The organism is Pseudomonas sp. Z1-12, assembly GCF_051132015.1.
Taxonomy (GTDB): Bacteria; Pseudomonadota; Gammaproteobacteria; order Pseudomonadales; family Pseudomonadaceae; genus Aquipseudomonas; species Aquipseudomonas zanjanensis.
Map to the genome: position 1 here is coordinate 2657167 of NZ_CP071647.1, position 15112 is coordinate 2672278.

Below are 15112 nucleotides of genomic sequence, written 5' to 3' on the forward strand. Positions count from 1 at the left end.
ATGCTTAAATTTTCTGCCCACGAGTACCCTTATCCGTCGCAGCGCCAGAGCGTTTTCGCCCGTCGGGGCATGGTCGCCGCGTCCCAGCCCCTGGCGGCCCAGGCGGGCATCGAGATCATGCAAAAAGGCGGCAATGCCATCGACGCCGCCATCGCCACGGCGGCGGCGCTGACGGTGGTGGAGCCCACGGGCTGCGGGATCGGCGGTGACGCCTTCGCGCTGGTCTGGTGCAAGGGCCAACTGCATGGCCTCAACGGCAACGGCCATGCGCCGGCGGCCCTGAGCATCGAGGCGGTCAAGGCCGCCGGCCATGAAAAAATGCCGGTCTATGGCTGGACACCGGTGACGGTCCCGGGCTGCCCATCGGCGTGGGCCGAGCTGTCCCGACGCTTTGGCAAGCTGCCCTTCGCCGAGCTGCTGCAACCGGCCATCAGCCTGGCCCGGGACGGCTTTGCGCTGTCGCCGGTGGTTGCCCATCAATGGCAGATCGCCGTGGACGAGTTCGCACCCCATCGCGATGCTGTTCTGGAGGACTGGTTCGAGACGTTCCTGATCGACGGCCGGGCGCCACGGGCCGGGGAGATCTTTCGCAACCCGGCCCAGGCGCGCACGCTCCAGGAACTGGCCGACACCGCCTGCGAAAGCCTCTATCGCGGTGCCCTGGCTGAGCGCCTGGACGCTCACTCCCGGGCCAGCGGCGGCTACCTGCGGGCCTCGGACCTCAAGGATTATCGCGCCCAGTGGGTCGACCCTATCCACGTCAATTACCGAGGTGTGGATGTCTGGGAAATCCCACCGAGCGGGCAGGGCCTGGTGGCCTTGATGGCCCTGAAGATTCTGGAAGGCTTCGACTTCGATCAGCGCGACAGCCAACAGACCTGGCATCGCCAATTGGAAGCGATGAAGTTGGCCTACAGCGACGGCCTGCACTACATCACCGACCCCCTGCACATGTGCGTGGCGGTGGCTGACCTGCTCAGTGATGACTACAGCGCCCATCGCAGAGGGCAGATCGGCGAGCAGGCCCAACCGCCCGCGCCCGGCGACCCTCACGCCAGCGGCACTGTGTACCTGGCGACCGCGGATGGCGAGGGCAACATGGTCTCGTTCATCCAGAGCAACTACCACGGGTTCGGCTCTGGCGTGGTGTTGCCCGACAGCGGCATCGCCCTGCAGAACCGTGGACAGGAATTCAGCCTCGACCCGAGCCACGCCAACTGCCTGGCCCCGGGCAAGAAGACCTTCCACACCATCATTCCCGGGTTCCTTACCCGCGATGGCGAGGCCCTTGGCCCCTTCGGCGTGATGGGCGGCTACATGCAGCCCCAGGGACATGTGCAGATGGTCATGAACCTGGTGGATTTCGGCCTGAACCCGCAAGCGGCCCTCGACGCACCGCGCTGGCAATGGCTGGGCGACATGAAGGTCGGGATCGAGCACGGGGCTTCACGGGACCTGGCCAATGCCCTGGCGCGACGGGGACATGAGGTCCAGATCGCCAGCGACCTGACCGACTATGGTCGCGGCCAGATCATCCTGCGCGACCCGGTCAGCGGCGTGCTGTGCGGTGGGACCGAACCGAGGGCGGATTCGCACATTGCGGTGTGGTGAGAACGTAATGGCCTGACTCTTCTCATTGCTCAAGCAGCAATGTGCGCCAGACAATCACTGGTGCAACGGTGCCTTGCTCGGCCTTGTTTTCCTCCAAAGGTGCCGGGTCCGAAGGGGGCACTTCTGCTGTTGGATCCTGGTCGCTCTCGGGGGAAGAAACGGCTTCACTCATCGGCCATTCCTGAGTGGACGTTGATGACGACCTTGCCCTTGGAGCGTCCTTGCTCGACGTAAGCCAGGGCATCGGCCGTCGCGTCGAAGGGGAAGGATCGGTCAACCACAGGCTTGATGCTGCCGGACTCGACGAGCGTGGTGATCTCGCGCAGCTGAGCGCCGCTGGCGCGCATGAACACGAAGGCGTAGCTCACACCTTTTCGGCGGGCCTTGCGGCGGATGCCACTGCTCAACAGGCCCATGATCAGCCGCAGCGGCCAGGAAAATCCCTGGGCCTGGGCGAACTGCGGGGAGGGTGGTCCGGAGATGGAAATGAGCTGGCCGCCGGGCTTGAGGATCTTCAGCGACTTCTCCAGTTCATCGGCGCCCAGGCTGTTCAACACGACGTCATAGTCCTGCAGGACGCTGGAAAAATCCTGCTGCTTGTAATCGATGACAACGTCGGCCCCCAGCGCTTTGACCCAAGGCACATTGGTGGTGCTGGTGGAGGTCGCAACGAAGGCACCGAGGTGTTTGGCAAGCTGGATGGCGAGGGTGCCGACGCCCCCTGAACCGGCCTGGATAAAGACCTTTTGTCCTTTCTTCAATCCCGCGGTTTCCACCAATACCTGCCAGGCCGTCAGGGCGACCAAGGGCAGGGCGGCGGCGTCTTCCATGTTGAGGTTTGCCGGTTTCAGGGCCAGGGCATTTTCGTTCACTGCAATTTGCTCGGCAAAGGTGCCGATGTGCCCATCCGGGGCGCGGGCATAGACTTCATCGCCCGGCTTGAACTGTTGGACACGGGATCCCACCTGCACCACGACCCCGGCTACGTCATGCCCCAAGGCCAACGGAAACGAGTAGGGCAGGATCAGTTTGAATTCGCCTTTGCGGATCTTCGAATCCAGGAGGTTGACGCTGGCGGCGTGGACGCGGACCAGAACGTCGTGGTCAGCCACTTCAGGGGCCGGTACCTCGCCGATACGGCCACTGTGCTTGCCGTAGCGGTCGATTAGAAATGCCTTCATGGTGCTTGGTTCTCATAAGGGGGCAGCAGGCTGGGCAGGCATCGAGCCATCCGGCGCGTTCCTTCGCGCCGACGCCCGCTAGACGTCGATCACGCCAAGTCTTGATAGCGCTCGGCAACCTGGGACTGCTTGATTTGCCCGAGCAGGCCTTGGCGCGCCGCCTGCAAGGCATCCCAGCGCGCCTCTTCCTGCAAGGGCGGGATGGTGACCGGCTCGCGACGATCGAAGCCGACCAGCGCGGCATCGACCAGCTCAGCGACTTCCATGATTTCGTTCAAGGTGTTGATGTCGATGCCCGCGCGCTCCCAGATCTCGGTGCGGGTGGCCGCTGGCAGGACGGCTTGAACGTAGACGCCTTTCGGGGAGAGTTCCAGGCTGAGGCCCTGGGAGAGAAACAACACGAACGCCTTGGTCGCGCCGTAGACGGACATGCCGAACTCCGGTGCCAGGCCCACGACAGAGCCGATGTTGATGATCGCCCCGTCACCCGCCTGGACCAGGCGTGGGGCGATGGCGCTGGCCAGCCGGACCAGCGCGGTGGTGTTGAGCGACACGAGGTGCGCGACGCTGTCGGTCGATTGCTCGATGAAGCTGCCGGACTGGGCGGCGCCGGCGTTGTTGACCAGGATGCCGATGCTGGCGTCGTCCCGTAGGCGAGCTTCGACGGTGGTCAGGTCGCTGATCTGGGTGAGGTCGGCCTGGAGAATGTCGACGGCAACGTTGTGCTCGCTGCGCAGCTTGGTGGCCAGCGCTTCCAGGCGCGTGCTGTCGCGGGCCACCAGGACCAGATTGTGCCCGCGTTGGGCAAAGCGCTGGGCATAGACAGCGCCGATGCCGGTGGAGGCGCCAGTGATGAGAACGGTTGTGCGAGTGTCCATGGGTAATTCTCTTTTCAGGGAAAGTTAGCGCGCTGTTTTCCAGGTGCGCCGATGGGTTCTGGTCAGGATTACCGCGCGCTGGATTCAGCGAGCGTCGGGTAGTCGATGTAGCCCGCCGCACCGCCGCCGTAGAGCGTGGCGGGATTGAAGGCCGACAATGGCGAGCCGGTCTTGAGCCGCTCGACCAGGTCCGGGTTGCCGATGAACGGCCGGCCGAAAGCGATCAGGTCAGCCTGGTCTTCGACGAGCCGCGCGGTGGCCAGGTCCAGGTCGTAGCCGTTGTTGGCGATGTAGGTGTTCCTGAAGCGCTGGCGCAATGAGCCGAAGTCGAAGGGCGCAACGTCGCGGGGCCCGCCTGTCGCGCCTTCGACCACGTGCAGGTAAACGATGTCCAAGGCGTTGAGCTGATCGACCAGGTAGTCGAACTGGGCCTGGGGCGCGCTGCTGGACACGCCATTGGCCGGCGAGACGGGCGAGATGCGCAGGCCGGTGCGTTCGGCCCCGATTTCTTCCTCGACGGCTGCGGTCACTTCCAGCAGCAGGCGAGCGCGATTTTCAATCGAGCCGCCGTAGGCATCGGTGCGCACATTGGCGCCGTCCTTGAGGAACTGGTCGAGCAGATAACCGTTCGCGCCGTGGATCTCTACGCCATCAAATCCCGCCGCGATGGCGTTCGCCGCCGCCTGGCGAAAATCGTTGACGATCCCCGGCAACTCGTCGATGTCCAGCGCTCGCGGTTCGGAAACGTCCTCGAAACGGTTGTTGACGAACACCTTGGTCGCCGGACGCAAAGCGGAGGGGGCGACTGGGGCGGCGCCGTTTTCTTGCAGGTCGACGTGGGAAACCCGACCGACATGCCACAGTTGCAGGAAAATCCGCCCACCTTGGGCATGCACGGCCTCGGTGACTTTGCGCCAGCCGTCGATCTGCGCCGGCGTGTAGATCCCGGGCGTGTCCTGATAACCCTGGCCCTGCCGGGAAATTTGTGACGCCTCGGAGATCAGCAGGCCGGCGGACGCTCGCTGGCTGTAGTAAGTGGCCGCGAACTCGCTCGGTACAAAACCTTGCCCCGCGCGGTTACGTGTCAGCGGTGCCAGGACCGCTCGGTTGGACAGTGTGAGGTTACCCAGCGTGTAGGGCGTGAACAGGTTCTGGTCGGTCATGGTGTCTTGTTTCCGTATGTTTGGATAAACGTTGCGCACAGCCTGCCGACGTGAGCGGGCTTTTCATTAGGATGATGACCGAAATCTAAACTGTCAACGAATTTGATTATGCTCGACATCTATGTATGATGTGAGCATGATTTTGAGCAGCACGAGGGAGTGAAAAATGCGCGTAACCAAGGCCCAGGCCCAGGCCAATCGGGAGCACATCGTCGAGACGGCTTCTGTCCTGTTTCGTGAGCGAGGCTTTGACGGCGTGGGTGTGGCGGATCTGATGGCGGCCGCCGGGTTCACCCATGGCGGTTTCTACAAACATTTCGGCTCCAAGGCCGACCTGATGGCCGAAGCGGCCGCGAACGGCCTGGCGCAATCGCTGACCAACAATGGGGGTATCGGCGTGCCTGAGTTCGTCAATGTCTATGTGTCCAGGGAGCACCGTGACGCCCCCGGCGGCGGTTGCACCATGGCGGCGCTGTGCGGGGATGCTGCCCGTCAACCGCCCGAGCTGAAGGCGACCTTTGCCAACGGCATCGAAAACACGCTGGCGGCGCTCGAAAGCCAGTACGACACCGGGCAAGAGGCGTCGCAGCAAGAGGTCAGGGCGAAGATGCTCGACATGTTGGCCCATGCCGTCGGCGCGATCATGTTGTCGCGGTCCTGCCCGGACGATTCCGCCCTGGCGGATGAAATCCTCGAGGTGTGCCGCGCCCGGATCATCGCGTCGTTGTCGCCAGCACCCGCGCAGCAGCCTGCCGTGGACACCGAATCATAAGCACCCGAGATCAATGTGGGAGCCGAGCTTGCTCGCGATGACGGCGACACATACAACTTCAATGCAGCCTGACCCACCGCTATCGCGAGCAAGCTCAGCTCCAACAGGGATTGGAGTGATCATGATGCTGTTCACTTAAGCAAAAAGGTGCATCTCTGGCCACAGGTTGCCGGCGGCCTTATAGCGATGCCCTGACCACCAGCGGGCAATCCACCGGTTGAGGGCCCGATACCTCAAGGGTCTCGATCAGGTGCCGGGCCGCCTGGCGACCGATCTCGTAGTAAGGCAGTTGCACCGTGGTCAATGGCGGCATGAACAGTTCGGCGATGCCGATCATGTTGTCATAGCCGAGCACCGCGACATCGCCAGGAATCTTCAACCCGCGGCCCAACAGCCATTGATAGGCACAAAAGGCGATGCGGTCGTTGCCGCAGACCAGGATGTCGAATTGCGGACGGCCGTCGACGATATGCCGGTCGAGAATGGCGGCGGTTTCACCGTAGGCATCGTGATCGGAAAGGTCGTATTGCAGGACCGCATCCGGCGCCAGCCCGAAGGCCTGGCAGGCGCGTTGCAGACCTTGCTGGCGCAGGCGCCAGGCCACACTTTTCCTAGGCAGATTGATGCACAGCGGGCGCCGATAACCTTGGCTCAACGCATGATGCACGGCGCGATACTGCCCGGCTTCATCATCCGGCACATAGCTGACCAACTGGTGGTCATCGGCCAGGCAATTGGCGAGCACCAGCGGTTTGCGCTTGAGTCGCTCGGGAATGCTCACCTGGCGCAAGCCCATGGCGCTGAAGATCAAGCCATCGGGACGGTGCGACAACATCAGGTCGATGTTCTGGTCGGTGGGCGGGTTGCTCAGCAGGTTGAGGATGAACACATTCCAGCCCGCCTGCTGCGCGGTCTGCTCGATGGACAGCAGCAATTCGACGGCGAACGGCGTGGTCGCGGTGTCCAGTGCGAACACCCCGATGGTGCGTGCTTGCAGGTTGTCGCCGCGCATCCGGCGCGCCGACAGGCTCGGTACGAATTGCAGTTCATCGATGGCGCGACGGACCCGTTCGAGGGTTTCGGGGCTCAGTTTTTCCGGCGTGTTGAGCGCTCGCGAAACCGTCATCAGGGATACGCCGGCCAGCTGTGCAACGTCTTTCACGGAAGTCATGCGAAGTGCGGCCAGTCAGGTTGACGCCGAATCATGCCACAGCGCCCGCGCTTCTCGCGACTCGGATGACGTGACTCATAGCCAACCCGAGCCCAGCGGCCAGGCGTTGGCAATGGCGACGCGCCCGCCAGTACCGTTGGCCAACAATTTCACCCCGAGGCTGTCGGGCCGGGGATAGAGGCGACTGCTGAGGCTGAAACGGCCATTGTCCTCGAACACCTCGATGGACGAGCGATCGAGAAACACCCGCAGGTGCAGTTGTGTGTGTGTCGGCGCTATCGCCACGCTGCGCTGACCGCTCACTTGCCCCCCCGAGCGGCTGCGATCGAGCACCAAGCGTTGCAGGGTCGCGTCGTAGTAAAGCAGCGTCTGTTCCCGCTCATCGGCACTGCAGCGCAAGGCGATGCCCAGTTGGCCTTCGCTGCAATCGAGCAGATCCAGGTGCACATGGATTTCCAGCCGGTCGCCTGTCACCTGCGGCACCCAGCGGCTGCCGGACTCGGCCCATGGCGCGACGCTCGGCAACGGCGCCTGGCGCAGCGCCGTCAGCTCTCGCGCCGGAAACACGCCAAGGCGATCGCCCTGCAATTCCAGCTCGCGGGGCAAACCGAGCATGCCGCACCAGTGATGGGCCTGGCTCGGCATCGGGCTTTCCCACATGTCCAGCCAGGCCCACAGCAGGCGCCGACCATCGGCGGCCACCAGCGTTTGCGCGGCGTAGAAGTCGTGACCGTTATCCAGCTCGATGAACGGCCCGCCGCTGAAGTGCCAGTCGCTGTCGAGCTGGCCAATGCGATAACCGGTCTGGTACTTGTTGAGCCGTTCATAACCTTCGGGCTTCATGCCTTGCGGGGAATACAGCAGCACATCCCGTCCGTCCAGGCGAAACAGATCCGGGCATTCCCACATGTAGCCATCGCCCTCATTGCCGCTGGACACGTAGTCGAGAAATTCCCAGGTGTGCAGATCGGTGGAGCGGTACAGCGGCAGCAGCGGCGTGTCGCCCAGGCGTGCGCCGGCAATCAGGTACCAATAGCCGTCTTCCTGCCAGACCTTGGGGTCGCGAAAATGCATGATTGCCGCTTGCGGTGCGTGCTCGATGACGGCGCCATGCTTGACGAACCGGACGCCGTCGACACTGGTGGCCAGGCACTGGACCTGGCGGATGAAGCGTTCGTCACCGACGTCTCCCAACCAGGTGTGCCCGGTGTAGATCAGCGCCAGGGTGTCGCCACACACCACCGCGCTACCGGAAAAACAGCCGTCGCGGTCGAAGTCGTCGCCGGGTGCCAGGACAATGGGCAGGTGCTGCCAATGGACCAGGTCGGCACTCTTGGCATGGCCCCAGTACATCGGGCCCCATTTAGCGTCGAAGGGGTGGTGTTGGTAGAACACGTGGTACTCGCCACGAAAGAACACCACCCCGTTAGGGTCGTTCATCCAACCCGTTGGCGGGGCCAGGTGATAGTCGGGTCGATAGTCATGGACCAGGTGAGGCAGGTTATCGATCAGGGCCTGCTGGGCCCTTTCGAGAGAGGCTGGCATGGGGTTGTTCATGTTCTTCAAGGACAAGGTCATAGGGCGCCCGCAGATGCCGGGCGTGGAGCGATGCCAGCAGGCAGGCTGTCAATGGCGCAGCGCTTCAACGCCGTGCCGTGGGCGTCGAATACATGCAGGTTGTCGATATCCAGTTGCAGCTCGACCCGGTCACCCACTCGCCATCCGGCGTTGACCTCGCAACGACAGACCATGGGTTCGTCCTGGCCGGTGTCGAGGTGCACATAGGTTTCACTCCCCAGGTATTCGACAGCGCTCACCACGAGGCCGGTCGTTCCCTGTGCCGCCTTGAGGGAGAGATGTTCCGGGCGAATCCCCAGGCTCAGTTGCGTATTCGCCGCCAGGCCCGAGCTGTCGACGGGCAGGGACGTCATGCCCAGCACCAGGCTTTCCACCTGGCTGGTTTCGCCCGGCGTATGCAGGAAGGCGGCAATGAAATTCATCCGGGGCGACCCGAGGAAGCCGGCGACAAAACGGCTGGCCGGACGCTCGTAGAGTTCCCGTGGCGAGCCGACCTGTTCGATGCGACCGCCATTGAGCACGACAATCTTGTCGGCCAGGGTCATCGCTTCGACCTGGTCGTGGGTCACGTAGATCATCGTCGAACCCAGTCGCCCATGCAGCCGGGCGATTTCGTTGCGCATTTGCACGCGCAGGGAGGCGTCGAGGTTGGAGAGTGGCTCGTCGAACAACAGGATGTCCGGCTCCCGCGCCATGGCCCGGCCCATGGCCACGCGCTGGCGCTGGCCGCCTGACAGTTCCCTTGGCTTGCGTTGCAGCAGTTTGTCCAACTGCAGGATTTGCGCGGTTTTCAACACCCGCTCGCGCAGGCTGGTCTTTTCCGTCTTTTCCGTCTTGGCCAACTTGAGGCCAAAGCTGATGTTGTCGTAGACGCTCATGTGCGGGTACAGCGCATAGGACTGGAACACCATGCCGACGCCACGCTCGCGCGGCTCCAGGTCGTTGACCCGGCGACCGTCGATCAGCAGGTCGCCGCCACAGATCGAATCCAGCCCGGCGATCAGGCGCAGCAGGGTCGACTTTCCGCAGCCCGAAGGGCCGACGAAGACCACGAACTCACCGGCCGAGATTTCCAGGCTGACGTCACGAAGAATGCGCGCGCCGCCCAATTGTTTGTTCACGTTGTCCAGCTTCAACTTGATCACGATGCGGTTCCTTTCTTATCTGTGTTGGGCCTCAACCCTTTAACGCACCGGCAGTGAGGCCGGAAACGATGCGGCGCTGGAAGATCAGCACCAGAATCACCAAGGGCACCGTGACCAGCACCGACGCTGCCATCAACAGGCCCCAGGGCAACTCATGGGGGCTGCCGCCGGAAATCAGGGCGATGGCCACCGGGACGGTGCGTTGCGAGTCGGTCAGGGTGAAGGTCAGGGCAAACAGGAACTCGTTCCACGCGGCGATGAAGGCCAACAGGCCAGTGGTGACCAATGCCGGCCAGAGCAGCGGCAACAGCACCCGGGTCAGGGTGATCCAGGGTGAGGCACCGTCCATGATCGCGGCCTCTTCCAGCTCATGGGGCAGTTGCCCCATGAAGGTGGTCAGCACCCAGACGGTGAAGGGCAGGGTGAAAATCGTGTAGCTCAGGATCAACGCCCAAGAGGTGTTGTACAGGCCCAGGAAACGGATCACCTCGAACAGTCCCGACAGCACCGCGACTTGGGGAAACATCGAAACGCCCAAGACCATCATCAACACTGGACCGCGCCCGCGAAACTTCACCCGACCCAAGGCATAAGCGGCGGTCAGGCTGAGGAACAGCGCCAGGATGACCACGCACAGCGCCACCACCAGCGAGTTGCCGATGGCCCGCAGGAACGAGGCCTGGTTGAGCACGGCGGCATAGTTGGAAAAGTCGGGATTGTCGATCCAGTAGCTCACCTGGAACAGGGCACTGGACGGCTTCAGCGACGTGACGATGGCGTAGTAGAACGGGAAGACCGCATACACCAGCAAGATTCCGATCAGGCACCAGAATCCGAGGCGCAACAGGGCTTTTTTCAGCAGGCGCGGGCTCATGAGCGCACCTCCAGCTGACGGCGCCCGAGGTACAGATAAGCCATGGCGATCACCGCGACGACCAGGAACAGCAAGGTCGAGGCGGCGCTGCCGTAACCGACGTCCTGGAATTCCACCAGGTGCTGGCGGGCATACACCGACATGCTCATGGTGCTCGACGAGTTCGAGGTCAACACATAGATAACGTCGAAGACCCGCAGGGAATCGAGGATGCGGAAGATCGCTGCCACCAATAACGCTGGCATCAACAGCGGCAGGGTGACCCGCCAGAACACTCTCACCGGGTGAATGCCATCGACCCGGGCGGCTTCGTAGCAATCGCTGGGCAGCATTTGCAAGGCCGCCAACATCAGCAGGGTAACGAACGGCACGGTCTTCCAGACGTCGACGATGATCACCGCCCACATCGACAGGTCCGCGTCGGCGGTCCAGGCCAGGGGCGCGTCGATCAGGCCGAGGCCGAGCATCAGGTGATTGATGATGCCGAACTGGTCGTTGAGCATCCATGACCAGATTTTCGCCGAGACGATGGTCGGGATCGCCCAAGGGATCAGGATCAACGCCCGCACCAGGGCGCGTCCGTTGAACTGGACGTTGAGCAGCAGCGCCACCAGCAACCCCAGGACCATTTCCAATCCCACCGACACCACGGTGAAATGCAAGGTGTTGCGCACCGCATTCCACCACTGTGGATCGACGAGCAGGCCTGACCAGGCGGAACCGCTATAAAACAGGTAGTTGCTCAAGCCGACAAAGGTCGCGTCGCCGGTGTCGGCCAGGCTGGCGTCGGTCAGGCTGAACCAGAACGTGCGCAACAGTGGCCAGGCCGCCACCAGGGCCAGGCACAACAGCATCGGGGTCAGGAACAGCCAGGCGGCGCGAACGCGACGGCGTTGTACCGGCGTTTCCCGGGTGAGCAGGTACTCGTCGTCAGGGGCGAGTGTGGTGGAGGCAGACATGGTGATTTCCTTCCTTGTGGCTTACCAGTTCCGGCGTTTGATTCGCGTGAGTTCACTTTCCAGCTCGGCCAGGGCCTGATCCACCGGCCGCTCGCCCGCCAGCACGCCATGCACTTGATCGAAGAACGCATTGGAGACCCGTGGATAGCGGTCGGCGGTGATCGAGGCGGGGCGCATGACCCCATCGTTGAGAATGCTGTGCAGTTGGCTGTAATAAGGCATGGCCGCGAGCAACTCGGGATCCTGGTAGAGCGACTCGATCACTGGGTTATAGGCGCCTACCAGGGCGCGGTGTTTCTGCTGTTGGGCGCTGCTCAGGTAGCTCACCAGTTCGGCGGCGAGCTTGGGATTGGCGCTGTAGCGCGACACCGCCAGGCCCCAGCCGCCGAGCGTGGACGCGTGGGTGCCCGTCGCGCCGCCGCGGGGCAGGGGCGCGACGCCGACCTTGTCCTTCACGGCGCTGTCCTGGCTTTGCACCAGGGCCCAGACATACGGCCAGTTACGCATGAACACTGCATTGCCCGACTGGAACACACCGCGTCCTTCTTCCTCGGTGTAATTGAGCACGCCACGGGGGGCGATGTCGCCGACCCAGCTTTTGGCCAAGGTCAACGCCGCTCTTGAGGCTGGGCTGTTGACCACGATGTCGCCTTGGGCGTTGACCAGGCCGCCTTGCGGTTGGCTGCTGATCCATTCCAGCGCATTACAGGTCAGGCCTTCATAGGCGCGTCCCTGGAACACATAGCCCCAGGCGCTGGCATTCCCGGCATCGCGCTCGGCTTGCTGGACAGCCCTGGCGGTCGTGGTCATTTCTTCCCAAGTCTGGGGCACGGGCTTGTTGTATTTCTCGAGCAAGTCCTTGCGGTAATACAGCAGCCCCGAATCGGTGAACCACGGCATGGTGACCAGGCGCCCGTTCACCGTGGCGTTGTCCACCTGGGCCTGGAAATAACCTTGGGTCGCGTTGGCCGGCAGTACTTCGCGCAGGTCCATCAAGTGTTTGGCCAGCATTCCCGGCCACACCATGTCGATCTGGATGATGTCGATATCGCTGGATTGCGCGCTGAGTATCTGTTGGTAGAACGACAGTCGCTCGGTCGCCGAGTTAGGCGTGGACACCACCTCGACGCTGTTGCCGGTCTGCTTCGACCAGGCCTCGACAGCCTCCTTGCACAGTTGCAATTCCGCGCCCACGGCCCCGCAGGAAATCGTCAGGTTGGCGGCCATCGACAGGGTTGGAAACCCGACGCAAAGGCCGAGCAACGCCGCTGGAAGGAGCGATTTGAGCTGTTTCATAAAGCCCTCTTTATTTTTGTTTTTAGAAAAGTTAACGTTAACATCGCCAAATGTAGCAGTGTATTTGCGCTGAGGCATCCTTTTTTTCCTTCGGTTAGACAATTCATGACCTGGGCGAAAAACGCTGTTCGCGGCAACAGAACAATAAAAACAAAACAGGGAAAATCCATATGCAGAAAGCATCAAGCTGGCTACTCGCAAGCGTGCTCGGCGTCTCGGCGACCACTTCTCAGGGCGCGACGCTGGAGGAGCGCATGGCCGCGTTCGAGGCCCGTGCCAGCGCAGCGGAAAAACGTGCCGCCGCCGCCGAACAGCAAACCCAGGCACTCGCCAGGGAATTGCAGCAGATCAAACTCGCCACGCCACCGGTTGTCGCCGCCGTTGCGACGCCAACAGTCGATGCCCGCCTGGCAAAACTCGAGGCCAGTCAGCAAGGCACGGAAAAGCCGGGCAGTGGCGCACACCTCACCGACGGCTTCAGCTTCAAGGGCTACGCCCGTTCCGGCTTGCTGATCAACGATGGGTTGGGCGGTGGTCGTGGCGGTCCGTACACCACCCCGGCCGGTTCTGTCGGCGGCGCCGTCGGGCGACTCGGTAACGAGGACGACACCTACATGCGCATCGATCTGTCGAAAGAGCTGTACGCGCAGAACGGCACCCGCTCCAAATTCACGGTGTCCATCGCCGATGGCGTGGAGAGTTCCAACGACTGGACCGCCGAGGAAAGCAACCTGAACGTGCGCCAGGTGTTCACCGAACTCGATCGCCTGGCGGCATTCAAGGGCAATTCGATGTTCGAAAACTCCACCTTGTGGGCCGGCAAGCGCTTCGACAGGGACAACTTCGACATTCACTGGCTGGACTCGGACGTGGTCTATCTGGCCGGCACTGGCGGCGGCATCTATGACATACAGATGACCAAGGACTGGCGCTCGAACTACTCGTTGATCGGTCGTAACTACGGCGATTTCAGCGAGGGCGGCGTCAATGCCGATGTGGAAAGCTACATCCTGACCTCCAATCAGTTTTTCGACGGCGGGCAGTGGCAGTGGATGTTCAACGCCATCGGCTCGAAGAAAAACGACGTCGGCACTCGCGTCAACGAAGCAGGGCTGACGCCGGCCGATTCCGGCTTGCACAGCATGGTCGCCAATCACCAGAAAAACTTCTTCGGCCGCGAAGGTTTCTTCAAGACGGCGCTGCTCTATGGCCAGGGGTTGGGGGCGGAGGTCAAGAATGTCGGCGCCGACGGCGAACTGATCGATGACGCCCGCGCGCTGCGTCTGGCGCTGTACGGCGAGACGCCGCTGGCGCCCAACTGGCGCATCGGCCCGAGCCTGCTGGCTGAGCAAAGCAAGGACCGCTACGTCAAGGGCGACGACTACCGCTGGATGACCCTGAACGTGCGGTTGGCCAATGAAATCAACAGCAATTTCGAGATGGCCTACGAAATGAGTTGGCAAACCATGCAGCTCGACCCCAAGGGCTACCTGCAACGTAATGCGGTCGACGGCAACTTCTGGAAATTCACCGTTGCCCCGACTTTCAAGCCCGACCTGGGCGATCTGCTCACCCGCCCTGAGCTGCGCCTGTTCGCCAGCGTCATGAACTGGTCGTCGGATCTGGACAGGTACAGCACCACGGACGCCTTCGGCAAGACCGACTTCAACGCCGGCGGCACCTGGCAGTACGGCATTCAGATGGAAACCTGGTTCTGAGGCCAACCCGTTGAAAACTGTGGGTCGAGCGGAATGCAAAGCTCATAAGCACCCAATATCCCCTGTGGGAGCGAGCTTGCTCGCGAAAGCGGTGGTCAGCCTGGACAGGTGTTGGATGGGCCGCCGTCATCGCGAGCAAGCTCGCTCCCACAGGTTTTGCGGTACACATGAATTTTGTGCCTGCTGAAGATCCATTGTGGGAGCGAGCTTGCTCGCGATAGCGGTGGGTCAGCCTGGGCAGGTGTTGGATGTGCCGCCGTCATCGCGAGCAAGCTCGCTCCCACAGGTTTTGCGGTACACATGAATTTTGAGCCTGCTGAAGATCCATTGTGGGAGCGAGCTTGCTCGCGATAGCGGAGGGTCAGTTTGCAGTGATGTTGGATGTGCTGACGCCTTCGCGAGCAGGCTCACTCCCACAGGTTTTGCGGTACACATGAATTTTGTGCCTGCTGAAGATCCATTGTGGGAGCGAGCCTGCTCGCGATAGCGGTGGGTCAGCCTGGGCAGGTATTGGATGGGCCGCCGTCATCGCGAGCAAGCTCGCTCCCACAGGGGGTTTTGCGGTACACATGATTTTGTGCCTGCTGAAGATCCATTGTGGGAGCGAGCCTGCTCGCGAAAGCGGAGGGTCAGCTTGCAGTGATGTTGGATGTGCCGACGCCTTCGCGAGCAAGCCCGTTCCCACAGGTATGCGGTTCACTTAAGAACAGCGACAGACCTGTGGCGAGGGAGCTTGCTCCCGCTGGGTCGCGAAGCGGCCCCAAAA

At 62.4% G+C, this 15112-nt stretch carries 13 protein-coding genes; 3 read left to right on the top strand and 10 right to left on the bottom strand.

Going from position 1 to position 15112, the window contains the following annotated elements; translation table 11 throughout:
- Positions 1 to 1611 carry a gamma-glutamyltransferase family protein gene (locus tag J3P85_RS11790; protein WP_434705910.1) on the top strand — a complete coding sequence of 537 codons (1611 nt, stop codon included), beginning with the start codon at positions 1 to 3 and terminating at the stop codon, positions 1609 to 1611.
- A gap of 22 nt (positions 1612 to 1633) precedes the next feature.
- Here the strand turns inward: J3P85_RS11790 and J3P85_RS11795 are convergent, their stop codons facing one another.
- The 4 genes from J3P85_RS11795 to J3P85_RS11810 all read right to left on the bottom strand — a co-directional run bounded on the left by J3P85_RS11795 (position 1634) and on the right by J3P85_RS11810 (position 4833).
- Positions 1634 to 1783, bottom strand: a complete 150-nt coding sequence (locus J3P85_RS11795; protein ID WP_434705911.1) for a hypothetical protein — start codon at positions 1781 to 1783, stop codon at positions 1634 to 1636.
- The gene (locus tag J3P85_RS11800) at positions 1776 to 2792 is read right to left on the bottom strand and encodes an NADP-dependent oxidoreductase (RefSeq protein WP_434705912.1); all 1017 of its coding nucleotides are present in this window, start codon (positions 2790 to 2792) and stop codon (positions 1776 to 1778) included. The genes J3P85_RS11795 and J3P85_RS11800 overlap by 8 nt, the downstream gene beginning before the upstream one ends.
- Before the next feature lie 89 nt (positions 2793 to 2881).
- On the bottom strand, positions 2882 to 3670 hold the full coding sequence (locus tag J3P85_RS11805) for an SDR family NAD(P)-dependent oxidoreductase (RefSeq protein ID WP_434705913.1): 789 nt from the start codon (positions 3668 to 3670) through the stop codon (positions 2882 to 2884).
- Positions 3671 to 3738: 68 nt separating this feature from the next.
- Complete coding sequence (locus tag J3P85_RS11810) at positions 3739 to 4833, bottom strand: alkene reductase (protein WP_434705914.1); 1095 nt, start codon at positions 4831 to 4833, stop codon at positions 3739 to 3741.
- Positions 4834 to 4999: 166 nt separating this feature from the next.
- On the opposite strand from J3P85_RS11810, the gene J3P85_RS11815 reads away from it, so the two are divergent.
- Positions 5000 to 5605: a TetR/AcrR family transcriptional regulator gene (locus J3P85_RS11815; protein WP_434705915.1), complete on the top strand. Its 606-nt coding sequence runs from the start codon at positions 5000 to 5002 to the stop codon at positions 5603 to 5605.
- Between the two features lie 178 nt (positions 5606 to 5783).
- On the opposite strand, the gene J3P85_RS11820 is transcribed toward J3P85_RS11815, so the two are convergent.
- The 6 genes from J3P85_RS11820 to J3P85_RS11845 form a co-directional block, all read right to left on the bottom strand.
- A complete protein-coding gene (locus tag J3P85_RS11820) occupies positions 5784 to 6776 on the bottom strand; it encodes a LacI family DNA-binding transcriptional regulator (RefSeq protein WP_434705916.1) in 993 nt (330 codons plus the stop codon).
- Positions 6777 to 6851: 75 nt separating this feature from the next.
- Positions 6852 to 8354: a glycoside hydrolase family 32 protein gene (locus J3P85_RS11825; protein ID WP_434705917.1), complete on the bottom strand. Its 1503-nt coding sequence runs from the start codon at positions 8352 to 8354 to the stop codon at positions 6852 to 6854.
- Entirely contained in the window at positions 8351 to 9499 is a 1149-nt protein-coding gene (locus J3P85_RS11830) for an ABC transporter ATP-binding protein (protein WP_434705918.1), read from the bottom strand. Before J3P85_RS11830 ends, J3P85_RS11825 begins: the two co-directional genes overlap by 4 nt.
- A gap of 31 nt (positions 9500 to 9530) precedes the next feature.
- Positions 9531 to 10373 carry a carbohydrate ABC transporter permease gene (locus J3P85_RS11835; protein ID WP_434705919.1) on the bottom strand — a complete coding sequence of 281 codons (843 nt, stop codon included), beginning with the start codon at positions 10371 to 10373 and terminating at the stop codon, positions 9531 to 9533.
- Positions 10370 to 11332 carry a carbohydrate ABC transporter permease gene (locus J3P85_RS11840; protein WP_434705920.1) on the bottom strand — a complete coding sequence of 321 codons (963 nt, stop codon included), beginning with the start codon at positions 11330 to 11332 and terminating at the stop codon, positions 10370 to 10372. The genes J3P85_RS11835 and J3P85_RS11840 overlap by 4 nt, the downstream gene beginning before the upstream one ends.
- A 21-nt stretch (positions 11333 to 11353) precedes the next feature.
- A complete protein-coding gene (locus tag J3P85_RS11845) occupies positions 11354 to 12628 on the bottom strand; it encodes an ABC transporter substrate-binding protein (protein ID WP_434705921.1) in 1275 nt (424 codons plus the stop codon).
- A gap of 170 nt (positions 12629 to 12798) precedes the next feature.
- Between J3P85_RS11845 and J3P85_RS11850 the strand changes: the two genes are divergently transcribed.
- Positions 12799 to 14346, top strand: a complete 1548-nt coding sequence (locus J3P85_RS11850) for a carbohydrate porin (RefSeq protein WP_434705922.1) — start codon at positions 12799 to 12801, stop codon at positions 14344 to 14346.
- Positions 14347 to 15112 lie beyond the last annotated feature (766 nt).